The sequence below is a fragment of the Bacillus atrophaeus genome, from assembly GCF_039519175.1.
GTDB lineage: Bacteria > Bacillota > Bacilli > Bacillales > Bacillaceae > Bacillus > Bacillus atrophaeus.
Genome location: NZ_CP154443.1, coordinates 1,762,214 through 1,783,717, shown reverse-complemented (window position 1 = coordinate 1,783,717; position 21,504 = coordinate 1,762,214). Strand labels below are relative to the sequence as shown.

Annotated in this window: 20 protein-coding genes and 1 pseudogene; 10 read left to right on the top strand and 11 right to left on the bottom strand. The window is 43.9% G+C overall.

Annotated elements, in window-relative coordinates; all coding sequences use genetic code 11:
* Positions 1-71: 71 nt before the first annotated feature.
* On the bottom strand, positions 72-1,460 hold the full coding sequence (gene gabD, locus AAHT65_RS09135) for a succinate-semialdehyde dehydrogenase (RefSeq protein WP_343311387.1): 1,389 nt from the start codon (positions 1,458-1,460) through the stop codon (positions 72-74).
* A gap of 116 nt (positions 1,461-1,576) precedes the next feature.
* Positions 1,577-2,884, bottom strand: a complete 1,308-nt coding sequence (gene gabT, locus AAHT65_RS09130) for a 4-aminobutyrate--2-oxoglutarate transaminase (RefSeq protein ID WP_063638747.1) — start codon at positions 2,882-2,884, stop codon at positions 1,577-1,579.
* A 111-nt stretch (positions 2,885-2,995) separates the two neighbouring features.
* Between gabT and AAHT65_RS09125 the strand changes: the two are divergent.
* A pseudogene (locus tag AAHT65_RS09125) lies at positions 2,996-4,433 on the top strand (PLP-dependent aminotransferase family protein); the annotation flags it as partial.
* Positions 4,434-4,438: 5 nt separating this feature from the next.
* Here the strand turns inward: AAHT65_RS09125 and AAHT65_RS09120 are convergent.
* On the bottom strand, positions 4,439-4,753 hold the full coding sequence (locus AAHT65_RS09120; RefSeq protein ID WP_010789696.1) for an ArsR/SmtB family transcription factor: 315 nt from the start codon (positions 4,751-4,753) through the stop codon (positions 4,439-4,441).
* Positions 4,754-4,927: 174 nt separating this feature from the next.
* Between AAHT65_RS09120 and AAHT65_RS09115 the strand changes: the two genes are divergently transcribed.
* From AAHT65_RS09115 to AAHT65_RS09095, 5 genes are all read left to right on the top strand, one after another.
* On the top strand, positions 4,928-5,215 hold the full coding sequence (locus AAHT65_RS09115) for a putative quinol monooxygenase (RefSeq protein ID WP_010789697.1): 288 nt from the start codon (positions 4,928-4,930) through the stop codon (positions 5,213-5,215).
* 16 nt (positions 5,216-5,231) lie between these two features.
* Positions 5,232-5,978, top strand: a complete 747-nt coding sequence (locus AAHT65_RS09110; RefSeq protein ID WP_010789698.1) for an NADPH-dependent oxidoreductase — start codon at positions 5,232-5,234, stop codon at positions 5,976-5,978.
* Between the two features lie 160 nt (positions 5,979-6,138).
* Positions 6,139-7,251 (top strand): Rap family tetratricopeptide repeat protein, encoded by a 1,113-nt coding sequence (locus AAHT65_RS09105; RefSeq protein ID WP_088116509.1) that lies wholly within the window; start codon positions 6,139-6,141, stop codon positions 7,249-7,251.
* A gap of 338 nt (positions 7,252-7,589) precedes the next feature.
* Positions 7,590-8,468: a TetR/AcrR family transcriptional regulator gene (locus AAHT65_RS09100; protein ID WP_063638744.1), complete on the top strand. Its 879-nt coding sequence runs from the start codon at positions 7,590-7,592 to the stop codon at positions 8,466-8,468.
* 19 nt (positions 8,469-8,487) lie between these two features.
* On the top strand, positions 8,488-9,906 hold the full coding sequence (locus AAHT65_RS09095) for an MDR family MFS transporter (protein ID WP_343311386.1): 1,419 nt from the start codon (positions 8,488-8,490) through the stop codon (positions 9,904-9,906).
* Between the two features lie 290 nt (positions 9,907-10,196).
* On the opposite strand, the gene AAHT65_RS09090 is transcribed toward AAHT65_RS09095, so the two are convergent.
* The 4 genes from AAHT65_RS09090 to AAHT65_RS09075 are packed head-to-tail and all read right to left on the bottom strand — an operon-like array spanning position 10,197 to position 13,814.
* Positions 10,197-11,150: a siderophore ABC transporter substrate-binding protein gene (locus AAHT65_RS09090; protein ID WP_088116507.1), complete on the bottom strand. Its 954-nt coding sequence runs from the start codon at positions 11,148-11,150 to the stop codon at positions 10,197-10,199.
* Between the two features lie 21 nt (positions 11,151-11,171).
* Positions 11,172-11,930 (bottom strand): ABC transporter ATP-binding protein, encoded by a 759-nt coding sequence (locus AAHT65_RS09085; RefSeq protein WP_063638742.1) that lies wholly within the window; start codon positions 11,928-11,930, stop codon positions 11,172-11,174.
* Entirely contained in the window at positions 11,924-12,871 is a 948-nt protein-coding gene (locus tag AAHT65_RS09080; RefSeq protein WP_010789704.1) for an iron chelate uptake ABC transporter family permease subunit, read from the bottom strand. Before AAHT65_RS09080 ends, AAHT65_RS09085 begins: the two co-directional genes overlap by 7 nt.
* Positions 12,864-13,814, bottom strand: coding sequence for an ABC transporter permease (locus AAHT65_RS09075; protein ID WP_258728611.1), 951 nt, complete (start codon positions 13,812-13,814; stop codon positions 12,864-12,866). The genes AAHT65_RS09080 and AAHT65_RS09075 overlap by 8 nt, the downstream gene beginning before the upstream one ends.
* Before the next feature lie 431 nt (positions 13,815-14,245).
* On the opposite strand from AAHT65_RS09075, the gene AAHT65_RS09070 reads away from it, so the two are divergent.
* The 3 genes from AAHT65_RS09070 to AAHT65_RS09060 all read left to right on the top strand — a co-directional run bounded on the left by AAHT65_RS09070 (position 14,246) and on the right by AAHT65_RS09060 (position 16,136).
* On the top strand, positions 14,246-15,610 hold the full coding sequence (locus AAHT65_RS09070; RefSeq protein WP_004430267.1) for an aspartate kinase: 1,365 nt from the start codon (positions 14,246-14,248) through the stop codon (positions 15,608-15,610).
* A 130-nt stretch (positions 15,611-15,740) separates the two neighbouring features.
* On the top strand, positions 15,741-15,824 hold the full coding sequence (locus AAHT65_RS09065; RefSeq protein WP_370499808.1) for a YjcZ family sporulation protein: 84 nt from the start codon (positions 15,741-15,743) through the stop codon (positions 15,822-15,824).
* 204 nt (positions 15,825-16,028) lie between these two features.
* Positions 16,029-16,136 carry a YjcZ family sporulation protein gene (locus AAHT65_RS09060; protein WP_072053240.1) on the top strand — a complete coding sequence of 36 codons (108 nt, stop codon included), beginning with the start codon at positions 16,029-16,031 and terminating at the stop codon, positions 16,134-16,136.
* Between the two features lie 134 nt (positions 16,137-16,270).
* On the opposite strand, the gene AAHT65_RS09055 is transcribed toward AAHT65_RS09060, so the two are convergent.
* The 4 genes from AAHT65_RS09055 to AAHT65_RS09040 all read right to left on the bottom strand — a co-directional run bounded on the left by AAHT65_RS09055 (position 16,271) and on the right by AAHT65_RS09040 (position 19,809).
* Positions 16,271-16,390, bottom strand: a complete 120-nt coding sequence (locus AAHT65_RS09055; protein WP_004430266.1) for a PhrC/PhrF family phosphatase-inhibitory pheromone — start codon at positions 16,388-16,390, stop codon at positions 16,271-16,273.
* The gene (locus AAHT65_RS09050) at positions 16,374-17,522 is read right to left on the bottom strand and encodes a tetratricopeptide repeat protein (RefSeq protein WP_004430265.1); all 1,149 of its coding nucleotides are present in this window, start codon (positions 17,520-17,522) and stop codon (positions 16,374-16,376) included. The genes AAHT65_RS09055 and AAHT65_RS09050 overlap by 17 nt, the downstream gene beginning before the upstream one ends.
* Positions 17,523-17,720: 198 nt before the next feature.
* Positions 17,721-19,136, bottom strand: a complete 1,416-nt coding sequence (locus tag AAHT65_RS09045; RefSeq protein WP_343311385.1) for a HAMP domain-containing sensor histidine kinase — start codon at positions 19,134-19,136, stop codon at positions 17,721-17,723.
* Positions 19,123-19,809, bottom strand: a complete 687-nt coding sequence (locus AAHT65_RS09040) for a response regulator transcription factor (protein WP_343311384.1) — start codon at positions 19,807-19,809, stop codon at positions 19,123-19,125. The genes AAHT65_RS09045 and AAHT65_RS09040 overlap by 14 nt, the downstream gene beginning before the upstream one ends.
* Before the next feature lie 213 nt (positions 19,810-20,022).
* On the opposite strand from AAHT65_RS09040, the gene AAHT65_RS09035 reads away from it, so the two are divergent.
* A complete protein-coding gene (locus AAHT65_RS09035) occupies positions 20,023-21,501 on the top strand; it encodes an ABC transporter permease (protein WP_343311383.1) in 1,479 nt (492 codons plus the stop codon).
* The last annotated feature ends 3 nt before the right edge of the window (positions 21,502-21,504 follow it).

Here is a 21,504-nt window from a genome sequence, read left to right as displayed (position 1 = left end):
CAGATGAGGAGTTTTCGGCATGCAAAAAAAGGCCGCCGATCATGCCGGCAGCCTTGTGAAGCGTGTTTTTTTTATAAACCGATGGACATATATTTTGTTTCAAGGTATGGCTCGATGCCTTCAGAACCGCCTTCACGGCCGACGCCGCTTTCTTTCATTCCGCCGAATGGCGCCTGAACCGCAGATGGTCCGCCGTCATTCCAGCCGATGATTCCGTAATCAAGGTTTTCAGAAATATAAATGCCGCGGCGGTAATTTTCTGTGAAGAAATAAGCGGCAAGTCCGAACGGTGTGTCGTTTGCAAGCTCGATGGCTTCATCAATATCAGTATAAGAAATGATCGGCGCAACCGGACCGAATGTTTCCTCGTGCATGATGTTCATGGACGTATCCACATCATCAAGCACTGTCGGATGAACAAAGTAGCAGCCTTTGTCATCGTTTCGGTCATACGATCCTCCGACAAGCACTTTGGCGCCTTTTTCAACAGCATCGTCGATCTGGCTGACGATTTTTTCGAATCCTTTTTTGTTAATGATCGGGCCGACGTTTACACCCTCTTCGAGTCCGTTACCGACCTTCAGCTTAGCTGCTTGTTCGCTCAATTTCTTCGCGAATTCATCTTTGACGGATTCATGGACAATCAAACGATTCGCACATACGCAGGTCTGGCCCGCGTTTCTGTATTTAGATACCATCGCTTGTTCAACGGCGAGGTCAAGGTTTGCGTCTTCATCGACGATGAGCGGCGCATGTCCGCCAAGCTCCATTGAGACATGCTTCACTGTTTCCGCGCTGTTTTTCATTAGAATTTTCCCTACAGGCGTCGATCCGGTAAATGTGATTTTGCGGATTTTCGGGCTGCTTGTAAAGACATTCCCGATCTCTTCTCCATCACCATTTACAACCTGCAGCACGTCCTTTGGAATGCCGGCTTCATACGCAAGGCGGGCAAGCTCTAACGCTGAAAGCGGCGTATCCGGCGCCGGTTTAATAATGAAGGTGCAGCCAGCGGCCAAGGCAGGCGCGGCTTTTCGGGTTATCATCGCATTAGGAAAATTCCAAGGCGTAATCGCCGCAACCGGTCCGACAGCCTGCCGTGTGACGACAATGCGTTTCCCTGTGGTTGGCGCAGGCACGGTTCTTCCGTATACGCGTTTTGCTTCCTCTGCGAACCATTCAATGTATCCCGCTCCGTATAGGACTTCGCCGACAGCTTCCTGGTACGGTTTCCCGTTTTCCGCAGTAATCAGTTTTCCAAGCTCATCTTTATGTTCAACAATCAGTTCATACCATTTTTTCAAAAGGGACGCTCTTTCTGAAGCTGATGTTTTGGACCAGGTTTTAAACGCTTGGTGTGAACGTTCAATGGCTTCTTCCACTTCCTTAGCCGATTGCTGAGGAATGGACTTGATCACCTCGCCTGTAGCCGGGTTATAAACCGTTAACTTATCTGGCATATGAAACATTCCTTTCTATTTAATATCTATCAAGTACTTCATGCATCAAAGGTGAATCTATATTAAAAGGATATCAGACGCCGCCCTCTGTTTTCCAATGATTGAACTCGGACTTGTCACAGCCCCGCTTCAATAATGTCCAGCCCTTCCTTCAGCTGTTCATCTGTAATAACAAGCGGTGTAAGGAATCGGATAATATTGCCGTTGATTCCGGCAGTCAGCAAAAGAAGACCATTATCATTCGCATAAGCTGCAATGGCGGCGGCTTTTGCTTTATCAGGCTCACGAGTCTCCGGATCTTTAACGATTTCTACTGCGGCCATCGCTCCCAGTCTGCGAATTTCACCGATAAAGGCATGTTCTTTTTTCCATTCAAGCGCTCTTTCCTCAATGATTCTTCCGATTTCCTCAGACCGTTCATTCAGCCCTTCATGTTCTATAATTTCCAACACCGCTAGTGCAGCCGCGCATCCGAGCGGGCTGCCCGCATACGTGCCGCCCAGTTCTCCGGGTGCCGCCGCATCCATCATCTCGGCTTTCCCAATCACGCCGCTTAACGGAAGACCAGCTGCGAGTGATTTTGAAACCGTGATTAAGTCAGGCACAACGTCAAAATGCTCGATCGCAAAGTAAGTGCCCGTTCTCGCAAAGCCGGTTTGAATTTCATCAGCGACAAACACAATTCCATGCTGCTTGCAGAAATCGGCGATATGCTGCACGAATCGTTTAGAAGGAATGATGAAGCCGCCTTCCCCTTGTACCGGCTCCATGACGACACAAGCCACTGTTTCCGGCGCCACTGTCGCAACAAAGAAATCATGAAACGACTGAATGATAAAGTCATCATAGCTCTCATCGCTCATTCCGGCAGGCTTCTGATAATAATACGGGAACGGTGCTTGATAGACTTCCGGCGCAAACGGACCGAACCCGAATTTGTAAGGCTTCACCTTGCTTGTCATGCTCATTGTCATATTTGTACGGCCATGAAAGCCGCGCGTAAAGGTGACAACTCCTTGGCGTTTCGTATATTTTCTTGCGATTTTCACGGCGTTTTCCACCGCTTCCGCTCCTGAATTGAGAAAGATCGCTTTTTTATCGTGCTCTCCCGGTGCAAGGCCGCACAGCTTTTCGGCTAATTCGATATAGGACGGATACATCATCACGTTGAAGCCCGGATGGATCAGCTCCTCCGTTTGGCGCTTCACAGCCTCGACCACTTTCGGATGCGAATGGCCGACATTTAACGTTCCGATCGCACCCGCAAAATCAACAAACCGACGGCCGTCCAAGTCATACAGCACAGCCCCTTCTCCCTTTACCGCCAGACTGCGGTTTCCATTGCTGACGCCTTTGGATACAAATTGATCACGCTTTTGCTGCCACTCCGCGCTTGTTCTCATTTGTTTCGTTGTTTGGCTCATATTTACATCCCCCTGCACATTATTTTCTTATCATTCTGACTTCTTTTTGGTATGATGAAAAGTACCAAAATTAACTTTTCAATGGTATCAGAGGGAGAAAATATGATGGACATGATCACCATTTCAATCGACCATTCGGAACAAGCAGATTATATTTATCAGCAAATTTATCAAAAAATAAAAAAAGAGATTTTGAACCGCAACCTGCTTCCTCATTCACAGGTTCCATCAAAACGGGAGCTGGCCGGAAAGCTGAGGGTCAGCGTCAATTCAGTGAATGCCGCTTATCAGCAGCTCCTCGCGGAAGGATATTTATACGCGATAGAGAGAAAAGGCTTTTTCGTCGAGCAGCTTGATACCTTCTATACCGAGGAACAGACATCCTCATTTGTTTTGCCTGATGATCTGAAGGAGCCTGCTGAAGATCGCGGCGAGTGGATTTCCTTTTCTCATATGAGTGTGAATATGGCTCATTTTCCGTTAAAAAGCTGGTTCCGCTGTGAGCAAAAATCCGCTGCCCGCGCCTTTCACACGCTTGGCGACATGGCTCACCCGCAAGGCATTTACGGTGTCCGCGAAACCATCACCCGGCTGATTTCCCTTACGCGGGGCGTGAAATGCAGCCCTGAACAAATCGTCATCAGTGCCGGGACCCAAATGCTGATACATCTGTTAACCGAGTTGCTTCCGAACGATGCGCTGTATGCAATGGAGGAGCCGGGCTACAGGCGGATGTACCAGCTTCTCTGCAGCGCTGGAAAAGAAGTGAAAACGATCAGGCTTGATGATAAAGGCATGTCCATGCGGGAGATTAACAAACAGAACCCCGATGTGTTAATCACAACCCCGTCTCACCAATTTCCGACAGGAGTCATCATGCCGGTTTCCCGAAGAATTCAGCTTTTAAACTGGGCGGCTGAGGCTGCGGACCGCTATATTATTGAAGATGATTATGATAGTGAGTTTAAATATGATGTAGACAGTATTCCCGCGCTTCAAAGCCTTGACCGTTTTCAAAACGTCATCTACATGGGCACGTTTTCAAAATCCCTGCTTCCCGGCCTTCGCATAAGCTATATGGTTCTGCCGCCGGAGCTTTTGCGAAAATATAAGAAACGGAGCTATGACTTGCAGACGTGCAACACGCTCGCCCAGCTTGCCTTACAGGAATTTATTGATTCGGGAGAATATCAAAAACACATAAAAAAAATGAAACAGATGTATAAAGAAAAGCGGGAAAAGCTCATTCATGCTTTAGATGAAGCTTTTGGAGAAAAGATAACGGTAAAAGGAGCGAACGCAGGCCTTCACTTTGTCACTGAGTTCGATACAAGCCGGCCGGAAAAAGAGATATTAGCACACGCTTCAAGGCTGCAGCTAGAAGTGTTCGGGATGAGCCGCTTTCAGTTGGAAGAAGGCCGCAAAAAACAAAACACCCCTGCACTAATCATCGGGTTTGCCCGGCTGAAAGACGAGGATATAGGCGAGGGAGTCAAAAGGCTTCAACGAGCGGTTTACGGGTAATAAAAAAATCCCCTTCTTTGGGGATTGGTTCTACCAGCGGTCTTGTTCCACATTCAGAATGGCTTCAAGCAGACCCGGAAACGCCTGTTGAAGATCATCGGTGCGGAGCGAATAATAACGATGCTTCCCTTCTATACGGACTTGAGCGATGCCCGATTCTCTCAGCACTTTAAAATGATGGGACAGGGTAGATTTGGCGACTTGTATATCTGCGCACGTGCTGCACGTTTTTTCTTTCGTTTCGGCTAAGCGCTTCACAAGCTCAAGCCGAAGCGGATCGCTGAGAGCGTGAAGAACTTTTGTCAGCTGCAACTTTTCTGTTTTTGGATGGTTTGGAATGTTCATGACACAAATTTAACACACAACCGCGCATGATGACAATTTTACTAGGTAAGTGTTTTCGCTTTACCTCTTTTTCATTACATGTTACATTTAGTTCGATGAAACTCGAACAATGGATAAATCAGTCATAAGAACACAAACTACGAAAAAGTGTCTAACACAATAGGAGGAGATTTTATGATCGTATTACAAGCTTACATGAAAGTAAAACAAGAAAAACGCGAGGAATTTTTAGCAGAGGCCCAATCACTGCTCAGTCACTCCCGCGCGGAAGAAGGCAACGTTCAATATGACCTGTTTGAAAAAGTAGGCGAGGAAAATACCTTCGTTATGCTTGAGCAATGGAAAGACGAAGCAGCGATGAAATTCCATAATGAAACAGCGCATTTCCAAGGATTTGTGGCGAAAGGCAAAGAATTTCTGAGCGCACCTCTTGATGTCGTCCGCACAGAACTTGGAGAGTAACGAAAGGATGGCCGATATGAACGAAGTACTCAACACCTTAACAGATCACCGCTCGATCCGGAGCTATACCGACGAGCCGGTGTCTGATGCACAAATAGACCAAATCATTCAAGCTGTTCAAGCTGCTCCGACATCCATCAACGGCCAGCAGGTAACAGTGATTACAGTTCAGGATAAAGAACGCAAAAAGAAAATATCTGAATTGGCGGGAGGCCAGCCGTGGATTGACCAAGCTCCTGTCTTCTTGCTATTCTGTGCTGACTTTAACCGGGCCAAAATCGCGCTTGAGGAATTAAACAACATCGAACTGAAAGTGACAGACGGACTGGAATCTGTTCTAGTAGGCGCCGTTGATGCGGGAATCGCGCTTGGCACCGCAACTGCCGCTGCCGAATCGCTCGGTTTAGGCACTGTACCGATCGGCGCCGTCCGCGGAAAGCCGGATGAAATGATTGAATTGCTTGAGCTTCCGAAATATGTTTTCCCTGTCTCAGGTCTTGTCATCGGACACCCTGCGGACCGCTCAGCAAAAAAACCGCGTCTGCCGCAAGCTGCAGTACGCCACAAAGAAACCTATCAAGCGGAACAATTAAAGCCGCTCATTGAAGCTTATGATGAGCAAATGTCCGAGTATATGAAGCAGCGCACGAACGGAAAGGAAACAAGAAACTGGTCACAAGGCATCGCGGCTTACTATCAGCGTCTCTACTACCCGCATATTCGTGAAATGCTTGAGAAGCAAGGATTTAACGTTGAAAAATAATGAAATTCACCAAAGCCTGCCGGTCTCGCTCGGCAGGCTTTTTTTGCTTATTGCCTATATGTCATTCATCCTGTCAACTATATCCTCCTTTCCTCACAAATCTTGTTCATATCGTGCTAAAATGAACAGCATATCATCTACGTGAAAAGAGGTGCATGTCTTGAATAAAATACCGTCTTTAGAGGTTGCAAATGTATTAAACGATTGGTATGTCGCTATCAGAAAGCTTCAAGTGGATAAGTCGATTGAATTTGCCGAGAAAGCAAAGGCAATGACAGATGAAATGGAAGAAGACCAGGAGCTTTTGATTTATTATTCTTTACTCGAACACAGACATAAAATACTGCTTTATGATTTAAGAGGCACGATTATTCCCGACAGAGACAAGCATGTGTCAGATTCTTTCCATAACGCTAAAACCTCTGAGCTTACAGATTACTATTTCTTCTTATTTGAAGCGATGTATGAGGCAAGCAACAGCAATTATGACGTTGCAATCGGCCTATACAGAGAAGCTGAACAAAAATTATCGGCTATTCCCGATGATATTGAAAGAGCCGAATTCTATTTCAAAATGGCATGGCTGTATTACAGGCTAGACCAGCATGTTCTCTCGCTCCGTTATATTAGAGATGCACTCGCCATTTACAAAGAAAAGCCTGATTACAACAAAAAACAAGCCTTGTCCCTGTTTTTACTGGCCGGCAACTGTACAGAGACCGGGCATTATGAAAAGGCTGAATCATATTACAATGAAGCTGAGAATATGATCAAATTAATAAATGATCCATTTCTTGAAGCCCAATTGCATCATAATAAAGGAATCTTATATTCTCATTGGGGCAAATCAGCATTATCCATCACACATCTCGAAAAAGCTCTCACCCATTCAGACTATTATAAATCTGAATATTATTATAACTCTTCGTTTATGCTCATCAAAGAATTGTGTATCATAGGTAATAGAAGCCAGGCGCAGACTATCTTGACGGAGGGGCGTAAGAGAGCATCCGGCGATACATCAAAAGTTTTTATAGCCAAAACAGATATATTGTCCATCCTCTATCTGGAAGAACATCATGATAACAGCCTTCTCAGAATAACAGAGAAGCTGGACCTATTAGAGAACTGCAACCATACGGATAGTGTAAAAGAATTATCACGGCTTGCAGCCAAGGTGTATGAGAATAAAGGGTTTTATCAGCATGCCGTGGCGCTGCTTAACAAGTCGATTGAAGCAGAACAAAAATTAAAGAAATTGGAGTGGATGTAAAATGGGTAAAAAGTTTACATGGTCAGCATTAATTGTATTGGGACTTACGGTTTCAATCGCGGCTCTTCAACATTCAGGTTCAGCGTTTGAAGTTGCCGAAAAGATTATCGGAGGATAATCAAACTTCCGCCTCTCTATACGACATGATCAAACACCTGCCCGGCTTCGTTTATAAGTCAGCAGGTGTTTTGCTGTTCCTCCCTCTGCCCCCCTTATATTAGTTCAAAAACATTGACTTCCGCTTCGGGAAACTGCTAAAATTTTCACTATAAATACTCATTGGTTTTTGTTGAACCAATGAGTTTTCTATGTTTTAAAGAAAGAAGGAAGCCATGTCGATGCTTGAGAAAAAAACAGATATCTTATTAGCGGCAAAGAAGCTTTTTTCCGAGAGGGATTTCACATCGGTTTCGATGCAGGCCATTGCAGAGGAATGTAAGATGTCAAAAGCTTCAATTTATAAATTGTTCCAATCAAAGGAAGACCTGCTTTTGGAGCTGCTGGCATTTAACCAAAAGAAGATGATGGCAGCGGCCTCACTGCTTCATGAAGAAAGCTCGCTGACCCCTGATGAACGTTTTGCCAAAAAACTGACAATGGAGCTTGAGGGCTTCCGGCGGGATCAGCAGTTTTTCAACATGTTAACCTACGGAAATTCATCTTTCAATAATGACAGGGTAAAGCAGCACATCATGCAGGCCAGATCAACGATTATCTGCTGGCACCGCGATTCGCTGATTCAAAACTACGGCGAACACATTACTCCGTTCGTGTGGGAATTAGTGATCATTCTTCACGGCATGATGAGGGAATTTCTCATGCTCATCAAACTTGAGCATAAACCGCTTGAGCTGGCTCCAATTGCAGATTTTATCATCAGCACGCTTAACCAGATTGTGAAAAACAGAGGAACGGAGCAGTCCGGACTTCAGCCGGAAGTCATTGAACTATACATCAGCTCGGCCTCATCGCATCAGCCGAAAGACAAAGCGATTTTGTTATCCGAGAGCCTTCAAGAGCTGAAAAAGGCGATCTCTTCTCTGCCAGAGCACGATTATCAGGTAGATGAGCTGTCATCAGCCGCTGATTTGCTTGAAGAGGAGGCAGTGAAAGACGAACCGCGGCCTTTTCTGCTAAAGGCGCTGATTGGCTACCTGGAACAAACCGGCAAATTAACGCAGCCTATTTCGATGATTAAAACATTACTGACTTTATAGAGAAAAGAAGGGATATGATTTGAATACCAGTATTGAACCAAAGCCTTTTAATCGATCTGTGATCGTTGGCATATTGTTAGCGGGAGCTTTTGTCGCCATTTTGAACCAGACGCTATTGATTACAGCTCTTCCGCATATTATGCGTGATTTTAATATCGATGCCAACCAGGTCCAGTGGCTGACCACCTCCTTTATGCTAACGAACGGGATTTTAATTCCGATCACCGCGTTTCTGATTGAAAAATTCACAAGCCGGACGCTGCTGATTACTGCGATGAGCATATTTACGGCGGGAACGATCGTCGGAGCATTCGCACCAAACTTTCCGCTGCTTTTAACAGCCCGTATCATTCAGGCTGCCGGAGCCGGCATTATGATGCCGCTCATGCAGACGGTGTTTCTTACCATTTTCCCGATCGAAAAACGCGGTCAAGCGATGGGTATGGTCGGATTGGTTATTTCCTTCGCGCCTGCGATCGGACCGGCATTATCCGGGTGGGCAGTCGAAGCCTTCTCGTGGAGATCGCTGTTCTACATTATCCTTCCCATCGCCATCATTGACCTGATGCTTGCGATTATTTTGATGAAAAACGTGACAACTCTTAGAAAAACACAAATTGATATGTTGTCTGTGATTATGTCTACTTTAGGCTTCGGCGGTTTGCTGTACGGATTCTCAAGCGTCGGCTCTTACGGATGGACAAGCTCAACCGTCCTTATTTCGCTGATTGTGGGTATTGTTTCCCTGCTTTTATTTATCACAAGGCAGATGAAGCTTACAAAACCGATGCTGGAATTCCGTGTATTTAAATTCGGCATCTTCAGCTTAACAACACTGCTTGGAACCATTGTATTCGCTTTGCTGATCGGTACAGAGACGATCTTGCCGCTTTATACGCAAAACGTCAGAGGCATATCAGCATTTGATACAGGATTAATGCTTCTGCCAGGGGCAATTGCTATGGGAATCATGTCGCCGATTATCGGAAGAATCTTTGATCGGGTCGGCGGAAAAGGACTCGCCATTCTAGGCTTTTCCATCATCCTTTTGACTTCTTTACCGTTTATGCAGCTGACGGAGCATACATCACTCACCTGGATTGTGATCGTATATACCGCCCGATTACTGGGAACGGCGATGATTATGATGCCGGTCACAACGGCGGGCATCAACGCGCTGCCGCGCCACCTGATCCCGCACGGCACAGCTATGAACAACACCATTCGCCAAGTCGGCGGCTCCATCGGTACAGCGCTCTTAGTATCTGTCATGAGCAATCAGGCAGCACATGCGGCTGCTTCCAGTTCAAGACAGGCGGCTTTGCACGGCATGAACGCAGCCTTTATCGTGGCCGCCTGCATCGCACTCGCCGGCTTCCTGCTATCGTTTACTTTGAAGAAAAAACCGCGGCCTGCCGAACAGCAGCCTGCACGATAAAAAACTCAGCCCTTCCGGGGCTGAGTTTTTTGTTTTGAATTGATAAGGCAACAACGCTTAGAATGATGCCCCCTTCTGAAACATTGAGAATCTGATCAAAGAATTTACACAGAAGTAACTCTTCGCTTCATTTTAAAGCTTCAAATTCAGTTAACGAATTGCCCCTTCCCCATTGCTATTAACGTTAAGAATAACTGTGCGCCAGAAATGAACTATCGTAATGAAGAGAAAACAAAAAACCCGATCAAGGTCCCCATTTACAGGTTCCATTGATCGGGTTCTTCTTCATTTTATTTCTCTAAACCATCTTTTACTTCTTTAATCATTTGAGCCATAGACTCAAGTCCGCCGCCTGATAGGTACCATGTTGCTGAATCAAGGTAGACGACATGATCGTTTTTCACGGCGTTTACTTTTTTCACATAATCATTTTCAACAACTTGCTTCGTAGACGATGTTTCGCCGATCGCTGTGCCGCGGTCTACAACAAACAAGTAATCAGGGTTTGTTTTTGAGATGTACTCATAAGACACACTTTGTCCGTGGGTGGATGCTTCAATATTTTGATCAGCAGGTGTCACGCCAAAGACATCATGAATCAGGCCATATCTTGATTTAGGGCCGAACGCGCTGATTTTGCCGTCGTTCGCCATAATCACCAAGCCTTTTTTATTTACTTTCTCAGCCGTTTTCTTCACATCTGAAATCGAATCATCAATTTTTGCAAGCTGGCTCTTCACTTCATCTTCTTTGTTAAAGATTTTTCCGATTGTTTCCGTGTTTGACTTAAAGGATTCCATATATTTTGCACTATCTATATCAAGATAAATGGTTGGTGCAATTTGTGAGAATTCTTTATAAGAATCGGATTGTCTGCCTGAAATAATGATGAGATCCGGATCTAGATCAGCCACCTTTTCAAAATCAGGCTCTTTTAAACTGCCGACATCCGTATACTTGTCATTTTTGTATGATGAAAGGTAATCGGGAAGGCTATTCTTTGGCAGTCCCGCAACGCTTCCTTGTAATCCAAGTTTATCAAGTGTATCTAAAATACCAAAGTTGAAGACTACGACTTTTTTAGGATTTTTGGTAACTTTTGTTCCGTTTTTATCTAAATCGTGCTTCACTGTGATTTGATCCTCTTTGTTCTCTGACCCTTTACTGTCTGAGCTTTGGTTTCCGCATGCTGAAATAACAACCGCGGTAACCAAGGCGATGAAAAGCAATGCAAACTTTTTCATGTGATTCACCTCTTTATGTTTTTAAGAAAAATAGACACCTATTCTTTGATTATCTATCGTTTCAATCGGAATGGTCATATCGTAAATCTCCTCTAGCACCGAGGTCTCTATGATTTCTTCCGCTGATCCTTCTTTTACGATACGGCCGTTTTTTAAGGCCACGATATAGTCGGAATAGACGGACGCAAAGTTAATGTCATGAATGACGACAACAATCGTTTTGCCCAGTTCCTTTACCAATCGTTTCAACAGCTTCATAATTTCCACAGAATGCTTCATATCCAGATTGTTAAGCGGTTCATCCAGAAAGATGTAATCTGTGTCCTGGGCGATTACCATCGCGATAAACGCCCGCTGGCATTGCCCTCCGCTTAATTGGTCCAAGTACTTATCCTGAATGTCTTCAAGCTTCATATAACCGAGAGCCTGATTAATATGAACCCAGTCTTCCTCTGTCAGCTTCCCCTGTGAATAAGGAAATCTTCCGAAGCTGACAAGGTCTTTGATCGTCAGCCTGATGTTGATCTGGTTCGCCTGTTTCAGGATGCTGATTTTTTTCGCCAGTTCATTGCTGTCGCAAGAGCCGATCTCCTTGCCGTCTATTTTGATTTCGCCTGAATCTTTCTTAATCAGACGGCTCATGATAGACAGCAGCGTGCTTTTGCCGGCGCCGTTAGGACCAATAAATGAGGTGATTTTGCCTTTTTGGATCGTGACTGACGTTTCTTCAAGGACAATTTTTCCTCCATATTGCTTGCTTACGTTTGTGATTTCTACCATGATTTATTCTCCTTTAACAGCAAGTAAATAAAATAAATCCCGCCGGCAAAATTAATAATAACGCTTAAAGGCGTTGAAAAAGCGAATACCTTTTCAACCACAAACTGGCCGCCGACAAGCGCAATAATACTGATCAGCACAGAACCAGCGATCAAGTATGTATGCTTGTACGTTTTCAAAAACTCTCTGGCAACGTTCACAACGAGAAGCCCCAAGAACATAATCGGTCCTACAAGAGCCGTTGAGACGGAAACGAGAATCGCTACGACAACCAGCATCTGCTTCACGACTTTATCATAATCAATTCCTAAATTGACGGCGTGTTCTCTTCCGAGAGACAGCACATCAAAAAACCTCGTGAAACGCCAGACGTAGAAGCCGACAAGCAGAAAGATGATGCCCGCCAGCCATAAAAGATCCGTATTGACGTTGTTAAAGCTGGCAAACATCTTATCCTGCACAACTTGGAACTCATTCGGATCAATCAGCATCTGCATGAAAGAAGACAAGCTGCCAAACAGCGTGCCGAAGACAATTCCGACGAGCAGAAGGAAAAAGATATTCCTGCCCTCTCCTTTAAACATGATCTGATACAGCACAAAGGAAAACAAAATCATCAGGAAGACTGAAATCAAGAAATTGACGTTCTCATTCATCATGACGACATTCATTGAACCAAACAGAAAGACAATAACAGTCTGAATAAGCATATACAGAGAATCCAGCCCTAAGATGCTTGGTGTAAGGATGCGGTTGTTCGTAATCGTTTGGAAGATCATCGTTGAAAACGCGATGGCTCCGCCTGTCAGAATAATAGCGAGCACCTTTTTACATCTTCTTGGAAAGGTATAATCCCAATTGCCCAAATCATAAAACAAAAACAGGCCGATACAAATCATGGCGATTCCAATGAGCAGCGTGATTTTCATATTTTTACGCATAGGCTTTTCTCCTTAACAGCATATACAGGAAAATACCGCTGCCGATGACTCCGACCATCAAGCCAATCGAGATTTCGTACGGAAAAATGATAATCCTGCCCAATATATCGCAAAGCAGCACAAAAACGGCACCTAAAAGAGCTGTGTGGGGCAGGCTGCTTTTCAGGTTGTCTCCCCTGTAAATGGATACGATATTCGGAATGATTAGCCCAAGGAACGGCAGCATACCGACAGTCAAAATCACGAGGGACGTGATCAGCGACGATATAATCAGCCCGATATTCACAATCCGTTTATATTTCAGGCCAAGGTTGACGGAGAAGCTTTCCCCCATTCCTGCTACTGTGAATTTGTCAGCAAATACATATGCGATTATCACAAGCGGGATACTCAAGAATAAAAGTTCATATCTCCCTTTCACAATGAGAGAGAAGTCTCCTTGAAGCCATGAAGAAATATTTTGGATTAAATCATATTTATACGCGATAAACGTCGCAATCGAGCTGACAATGTTCCCAAGCATTAAGCCCACGAGAGGAATAAAGATCGTATCATTAAACTTTATTCTCTCAAGGATTTTCATGAACAGGAAGTTGCCCGCAAGCGCAAATATAAAAGCAATCAGCATTTTTATCAGCGGACTGGCAGAGGTAAACAGCATTAATGAAATCAAAATCCCGAGCCTCGCCCAATCCATCGTGCCGGCAGTTGTCGGCGAAACGAATTTATTCCGGCTGATCTGCTGCATAATTAAACCGCAGATGCTCAGGCTCATGCCTGCAATAATAATGCTGATTAATCTCGGTAAACGGCTGGCGAAAAGCGTTGAAGCCTCTTCTTTATTCATATGAAAAAGATCCAGCGGCGACAGATCCTCTACGCCGATAAAAATAGAACAGAATGCAAGTAAAATAAGTAAAACAACTAAGTAACGTAGCTTCATGCTGCCTCCTCACACCCTTACAACAAAAGACCTTGCTTCCCTTTCCGCAAGAATTCAACAGATTCGCCGATAACAGTAAATGATTATCATTATCAACGACAATATAATCTTATCACCTTTCTCGCTATAGTCAATATTCTTTTCTGAAAAAGGCTTTGCTAAGCCGGTCTCTCTAAGAGTCATTCAAATATATCATTATTTAAGTCTACCAAGAATTTGAACCGCTTTCTATAACCATTCGTTCGTCTGTTTAGCATTTTTTTCATTTTGCGCAAGATTCGCAGAAGAAAAACTGACATCACAGCCGCTAATTCCTCCTGGAAAGAACAATTGTTCATACCACGTAGAAAATAACCCTTGATTTCAAGAACCGAAAGAGAGATAATAAGTACTAAATTTGTGTGAAAATTTAAACATTAGGAGTTGTCAACATGAAGGTCGTTAAATTCGGAGGCAGTTCTCTCGCATCTGGCGCTCAGCTTGAAAAAGTGTTTCATATCGTAACAGCCGATCCCTCGCGCAAAGCTGTTGTGGTATCAGCGCCGGGGAAACGCCATTCCGAGGATACAAAGGTAACGGATCTCTTAATCGCCTGCGCGGAGCAATACATATCATCGGGTGATGCGCCCGAACTTTGCGAAGCTGTCATTGAACGGTATGCCGAAATCGCTCAGGAGCTTCATCTGGATCAGCATATTATAGAAAGAATACGGGATGACCTCTTCACTTTGTTAAACGGAGACAAAAGCAATCCCGTGCAATATATAGATGCAATCAAAGCAAGCGGCGAGGATAACAATGCAAAGCTGATCGCCGCTTACTTTCAGCACAAGGGCATTCAAGCAGAGTATGTGAATCCTAAAGACGCGGGTCTTTTCGTCACAAATGAGCCGGGAAACGCTCAGGTGCTGCCTGAATCCTATGAAAATCTGTACCGCTTAAGAGAGCGGGACGGTCTTATTATCTTTCCCGGTTTCTTCGGCTTCAGCAAAGCAGGCGATGTGATCACTTTTTCAAGAAGCGGGTCAGATATTACGGGCTCTATTCTCGCAAACGGTTTACAGGCCGACCTGTATGAAAACTTTACCGATGTCGATGCGGTTTATTCCGTCAATCCATCTATCGTGAAGAATCCTAAAGAAATCAGCGAACTGACATATCGGGAAATGCGCGAGCTTTCATATGCCGGCTTTTCCGTCTTCCATGATGAAGCCCTGATCCCCGCGTTCAGAGCGGGAATTCCGGTTCAAATTAAAAATACGAACAATCCGGCAGCACAAGGAACACGTGTTGTCAGCAAACGAGACAACACGAACGGCCCAGTTGTCGGGATAGCCAGCGACACCGGATTTTGCAGCATTTATATCAGTAAGTATTTAATGAATAGAGAAATCGGCTTCGGGCGGAAAGCCCTGCAAATTTTAGAAGATTACAGTTTAACGTACGAGCATGTCCCGTCCGGAATTGATGACATCACCATTATATTAAGACAAGATCAAATGGATGGCTCCATGGAGCGTCAGCTCATCAGGCGGATTGAAGAGGATCTTCAGGCGGATGAGGTGATTGTCGAGCATAACCTGGCGCTGATTATGGTCGTCGGAGAAGCCATGCGCCACAACGTCGGCACAACTGCAAGGGCGTCAAAAGCATTATCTGAGGCTCAAGTAAACATCGAAATGATCAACCAAGGGTCATCGGAGGTGAGCATGATGTTCGGAGTGAAAGAGGCGCAGGAAGAGCGGGCAGTCCAAGCATTGTACCAAGAGTTTTTTGCAGGGGTTTTAATCTCTTAACGTTTTCATAGCCGAAATTCTCATTTTTTCTCTTGTCCACTAGTATCTCTATCAATTTGTCGCCTCCTGCATATCTTATAGTATTCTCACATGGAGGTGACGCTGTATGTATCCATCTAATGGAAACGGCATCAGTTCTTTCTCTTTAATCGTTGTATTGTTTATTCTATTGATTATCGTAGGAACATCTTTTTTTAACGGTGGTCTTTTCTAGATCAAACTAGTATGACCCTGTAACCTCCTTATCGCAGAGGTGAAGCGCCATAAGACCATATTGTCTTATGGCGTTTTTCCTTTTAGGCTGCCAAAATATCGGGCGCTGATTGATAGATTTATTTTTTCTCATCTGCACGTTTACCCTTTACACTCTGGTATTCTGCGCATATCTTATAGTATTCTCACTTGGAGGTGACGCCTTATGTCAGGTTGCGGATCTGGTAACGGCTTTAACTCTTTCGCGTTAATCGTAGTGTTGTTTGTACTATTGATTATTGTGGGAACATCCTTTTTTAATGGCGGCTTCTAGAACAGACTGGCAGCCCCCATATGTAAGAACCTCCTCTTGTAAAGGTAAACGCCATAAGACTTTGTCTTATGGCGTTTACTGTTTATGTTTAAAACGGCAAAGTCCCTTCTTTTCAGGAAGGGACTTTTATTTTCTTACGTCATTCCTCTTTCTGTCACCTGATAATCAGGCGCTTCAGCATTGGACACTCCAACTGTTGCAAACACAGCAGCTGCAGCCAAACAAATAATGAGCAATTTAGATTTCAATTTCATATAAACCTTCACTCCTTTGTATTTGTTTTCTGGCCTCTTCTACTTTGAGAAAGTAGGAAGATGACATTTCGAAGTTTTTTTGTTCATAGTAATATTTAGCTACTACTAGTGCTAAATCCTCTATATCAGCATACATATTTTTATTTTTTAGGTAATAAAAGCATTTTTCGATTCCTTGTTCATCCGGCTGGGCTTGATATAGAGTTTTTAAAAATTCAAATTTCACCATGTAGTCAATATCATCTGTTTCTTTAGCATATTCATAACCCCTGCTGTGATATTCCACTGCTTTAGAATTATTTTTACATTTATAATAAATCTGCGTGATCAGAAAATATGCCTGAGGAAGAGATTTAATGATGGCGTTGCTTTCGAATATAGAAACCGCTCTTTCAAAATAGTCAATGGCAGGCTCAAGAAGATCTTGGTTGTAATAACACAACCCAATATTATAAAGCGCTCTTCCGACCAATTGTGCTTTATTTTCTGATTCCGCCATATGTAATGCGAGTTCAAAATGGCGCGCGGCTTGTTCGAAACGCCTTTCATCCATCAAGTTTACTCCGAAAACAAAATGACACTGGATAATTCTCACATTATATGTTTCTTGCTCAGCATATATTTCGTAGGCATTTTTGATATGGATCAGTGAGAAATACGTCTGTTTCATATAGTAATAAGCTTCGGCCACTTTAAAATAGAACTCGGCTCTTTCAATATGATCCGCTACAAAGGAAAGTCTTTTTTCAGCCTGTTTGTAATAGGTGATGGCTGAAATGAATTCTCTCTTATCAAATTCGTGCATCCCCCGAAAAAAGTTTACATAATAATCAAGCAGCCCTTTTAAATCAGCCTGATTGCTGTCAATGTTGCGCAGTAATTCTGACAAGCTCGGCTGGTCCTCTATTTTTAATTTTTCTAACGGCTCAAGATAATCAAGCATCAGCTGGTGGCGGAATTCCATTAATGAGAAATATAGCAGCAAGTTCGGATCGTCTTCCATATGTTCAATTTCCCGTTCAATCTCGGCTTTTAGAATTTCGGCGTCCGGTACACTGAACGTACGAATATACTTATACCACTCGTTAATTTTTTGACCGACTGCTGAAGAAGGAATCACCTCGCTCTTCATTCCTTCACCCTCCCCATCCAAAACCTGTTTATGACATATTTTATCATGTTTCCAGACGGCCACATCCCGAAAAACACGCAAACTTTGTTTTCGGCAGAGCGCAATAAATGCATGAAGCGCCGAAGCGGTATGAATTCGGAAAGCAGATGTTTGTTCAAAACACAAGAAAACGGCAGCATGAAAGGCGGCCGTTTTTTATTACTGTTTCGTATTCAGCGGCAGGCGAATAATGAATTTTGTCCCCTTTCCTTTTTCACTCTCGATGTCTACTGTGCCTTGATGCATTTCAACGAGCTGTTTGACGATGGACAGGCCGAGGCCGTATTCGCCGTACGCTGTGTTGGTTCTGGAAATATCCGCTTTGTAGAACCGCTCCCAAATATGCTCGATATCCTCTTTCGAAATGCCGATCCCGGTATCTTCAATTTCGATAATGGTTTCTTTATATCCCGCTGATCCCCCCAGCCAAATTTCCCCGTTTTGCGTAAATTGGATGCTGTTTTTTGTGATATTGACGAGAATTTGAATCAAACGGTCATAATCCGCATGAACGATAATATTATCCTCAACCTGAATCATCAGCTTGTTTTGTTTTTCTTCAGCCTGCTGTTTTAGGTGCTCTTTGATAATTTCAAACACCTCGATAAGCGGAACATCCAGCTTGTTCAGGGTGATTTGCTGTGATCTGATTTTTTCGTAATCCAGGTTTTCTTTCACGAGCCGCAGCATGCGCTTCGTTTCCTCACTGATAAGCGAGAAGCATTTATCTTTGTTCTCTTCAGGAATTGTATTGCTGTTCAGCCCTTCGACCAAGCCGTTGATGGTCGTGAGCGGCGTTCTTAACTCATGCGAGACATCGGCGATAAACTGCCGTCTCCGTTTCTCCAGACGGTCGATTTCATCTCTTGATTGCTTTAATTTTTTAGCCATGATATTAAAATCAGAGGCCAGAATTCCGATTTCATCCTGATGTTTGTTTTCAAGATGGATGTCATAGTCTCCGGAAGCCACTTTATCCGTTGCATCCCGCAGCTTTTGAATCCGTTTGACATGGAATTTTGACAGCAGCCAGCTGACCAGAATCGTAATGACAAGCGTGCTGATAATGGCATAAAACATGTATCGGTTGACCTGATTGATCATTTGCTCAACTCCGCTGATCGGAGAAATCAGCAGCACTGCACCTTTAAACTCGCTGTTGATTAAAATAGGCTTGGCAACAAGTGAAACTTCTTCATTAAAACGGCCATCCGTTCTGACCATCACCGTCTGCCCTTTTTTCAGCTTCATCCACTCCGTATTCTTCAGCTTTTCCCTCGGGTGAAAGCCTTCAGGCAAGAAAAAAGGCTGCTGCTTTTCATCAAAGATAATGAACTGTGTTTTTCTTGTTTTTAATATATCCTGGTACGGATACAAGCGCCGCAAGTCCACATGCTGCCCGTCTTGAAACTCCGTCGCGATTTGGCTGGCGTAAGACGTAAGCTCCTCCACTTTGCTTTGATAGGCAAACTCCTTCACAAAGTGGGAAAACAGAGAAATAATAATAACAAATGCTAAAATCAAAATGCTGATATGGCTCAGCAGCAGCTGATATAAGTATTTAATCCTCATCAAATTTATAGCCTACCCCCCATACGGTGTATAGCAAAGACTTGTCTTCGCTGGCAAGCTTCTTCCGCAGCCTTTTAATATGAACATCAACGGTACGCTCATCTCCGTAGAACTGGTATCCCCATACCTGCTCCAGCAATTGTTCCCTTGAAAACACCTGCCGCGGATTTTGCACAAGATAATAAAGCAGATCAAATTCCTTTGGCGTGAGGTTTTCAACAGGCTGTCCGTTTAGAAATACTTCTCTTGTCTTCTTATTAATGGTAAAGCAAGCCGTTTCAATCATATCGTCGTCATTTTTAATTGCACTTCCAGTTGCCTGGTATCTCCTGATCACGGCTTTAATGCGCGCAACCAAGGTTAATGGGCTGAATGGCTTTGTGACATAATCATCGGCCCCCATCTCAAAACCGATCACCTGATCAGACTCGGTATCTTTTGCGGTCAGCATAATAATCGGAACACTGCTCGTTTCTCTTATTTTTCTGCAGATGGTCACGCCGTCCATAGACGGAAGCATGATATCGAGAATGACCAGATCCCATTCCTCTTCCGTAAAACGCTGGTATCCTTCTAATCCGTCATGAACAAATTCCGCTTCAAACCCTTCCTTAAAAAAGAACATCTCAGTCATCGTACAAACACTAACGTTATCTTCTATCATTAATATTCTCATCGTTTCCTCCGATTGTTTTGACGCTTTTTTATAATAGCACCATTTTATACAGAAGGTTTTGGGTTTCACAATTGTTAGTTTTTATTTAATCAACTAGAAATAGATTGTTCATACTTTTTTCATACCTTTGAACTACTATGAATTTATCATCAAACGGACCACTGCTTCGGACGGTCTTACAGAGATAAAACTTACCAATACGGAGGAACATAAATGAACTTTATCAAACGAGCCTTTTGGAGCATGAAGGCCAAAAAAGGGAAAACATTGTTGCAGTTATTTGTTTTTACAGTCATATGCATTTTCGTTCTGTCGGGTCTCACCATCCAGTCAGCAGCGCAAAAATCAAGCGAATTAGCAAGACAGGAGCTGGGCGGAAACGTGACGCTGCAAGTTGACCGCCAAAAGCAAATGGAACAGCAAAAAGATGACGGAGAGAAACGCAGCTTTGAATCAACGCCGATTTCGGTATCTGATGCGAAAAAGCTGATAAGCCTTGATCACGTGAAGAGTTATAACTTTATCACGTCAGCTTCAGCCAACGCCGGAAACTTCGATGCGATTGAAAGCTCAAGTGATTCCAGCTCCAGCTCTGATAATTCAAATTCTGATTCGAAAAATAACCAAGGCGGCGGACAAGGCGGGTCGCAGATGACTTCAGCTGATCTTTCGATTGAAGGTGTAGTCAGCACTTCATTAGTAGATGAATTCTCAGACGGAGATTCAAAAATTACAGACGGACGCTCGATTACAAAATCAGATGCCGGTAAAAAAGTCGCGCTCATTAATGAAACGCTTGCGGAAGAAAATAACTTAAGCGTCGGTGATTCCATCACGGTTGAAACAGCAGCAGATGAAGATACAACCGTTAAGCTGGAGGTTGTCGGCATTTATAAAACGACATCTTCCGGAGTTGCCCAAGCTCAGAATTTCTCTTTCTTAAATCCTTACAATAAAATCTATATACCTTATACGGCAACTGCTGCTTTGAAGGGTGACGATTATAAAAACATGATTGATTCAGCTGTTTATTACATGGACGATGCTGAAAATATTAATGCTTTTGTTAAGGCAGCGAAAAAGACGTCTATCGATTTTGATACGTATACACTTGAAACAAATGATCAGCTGTACCAGCAAATGGTCGGTCCGATTGAAAACGTAGCTTCTTTCTCTAAACATGTCGTGTATCTTGTATCAGTTGCAGGCGCGGTAATTCTCGGTCTGATTGTCATGATGTCTATCAGAGAGCGCAAATATGAAATGGGCGTTTTAATGGCAATCGGCGAAAAACGCTGGAAGCTTATCGGGCAATTCCTGACGGAGGTTCTGATCGTCGCTGTTATTGCGATTGGCATTGCTTCAGTGACAGGCAGCCTGATTGCAAATCAGCTCGGAAATCAGCTCTTATCGCAGCAAATCAGTTCATCAACTGATACGGCACAAACAGCAAGCAGCAGCCAAGGCGGAGGTCACATGCCTGGCGGCGGTGGCAGTATGGGCGGAGGCGGCATGTTCGGCCAGAACTCATCAAGCGCTGATGTGATTGACTCATTGAATGTCGCAGTCTCTATGAACGAATTATTGCTTCTCGGAGGCATCGGCATACTGATCGCGGTCATCGCAACATTATTGCCGTCTATCTCAGTACTGCGGCTCCATCCTAAGACGATACTGACAAAACAGGAATAAGAA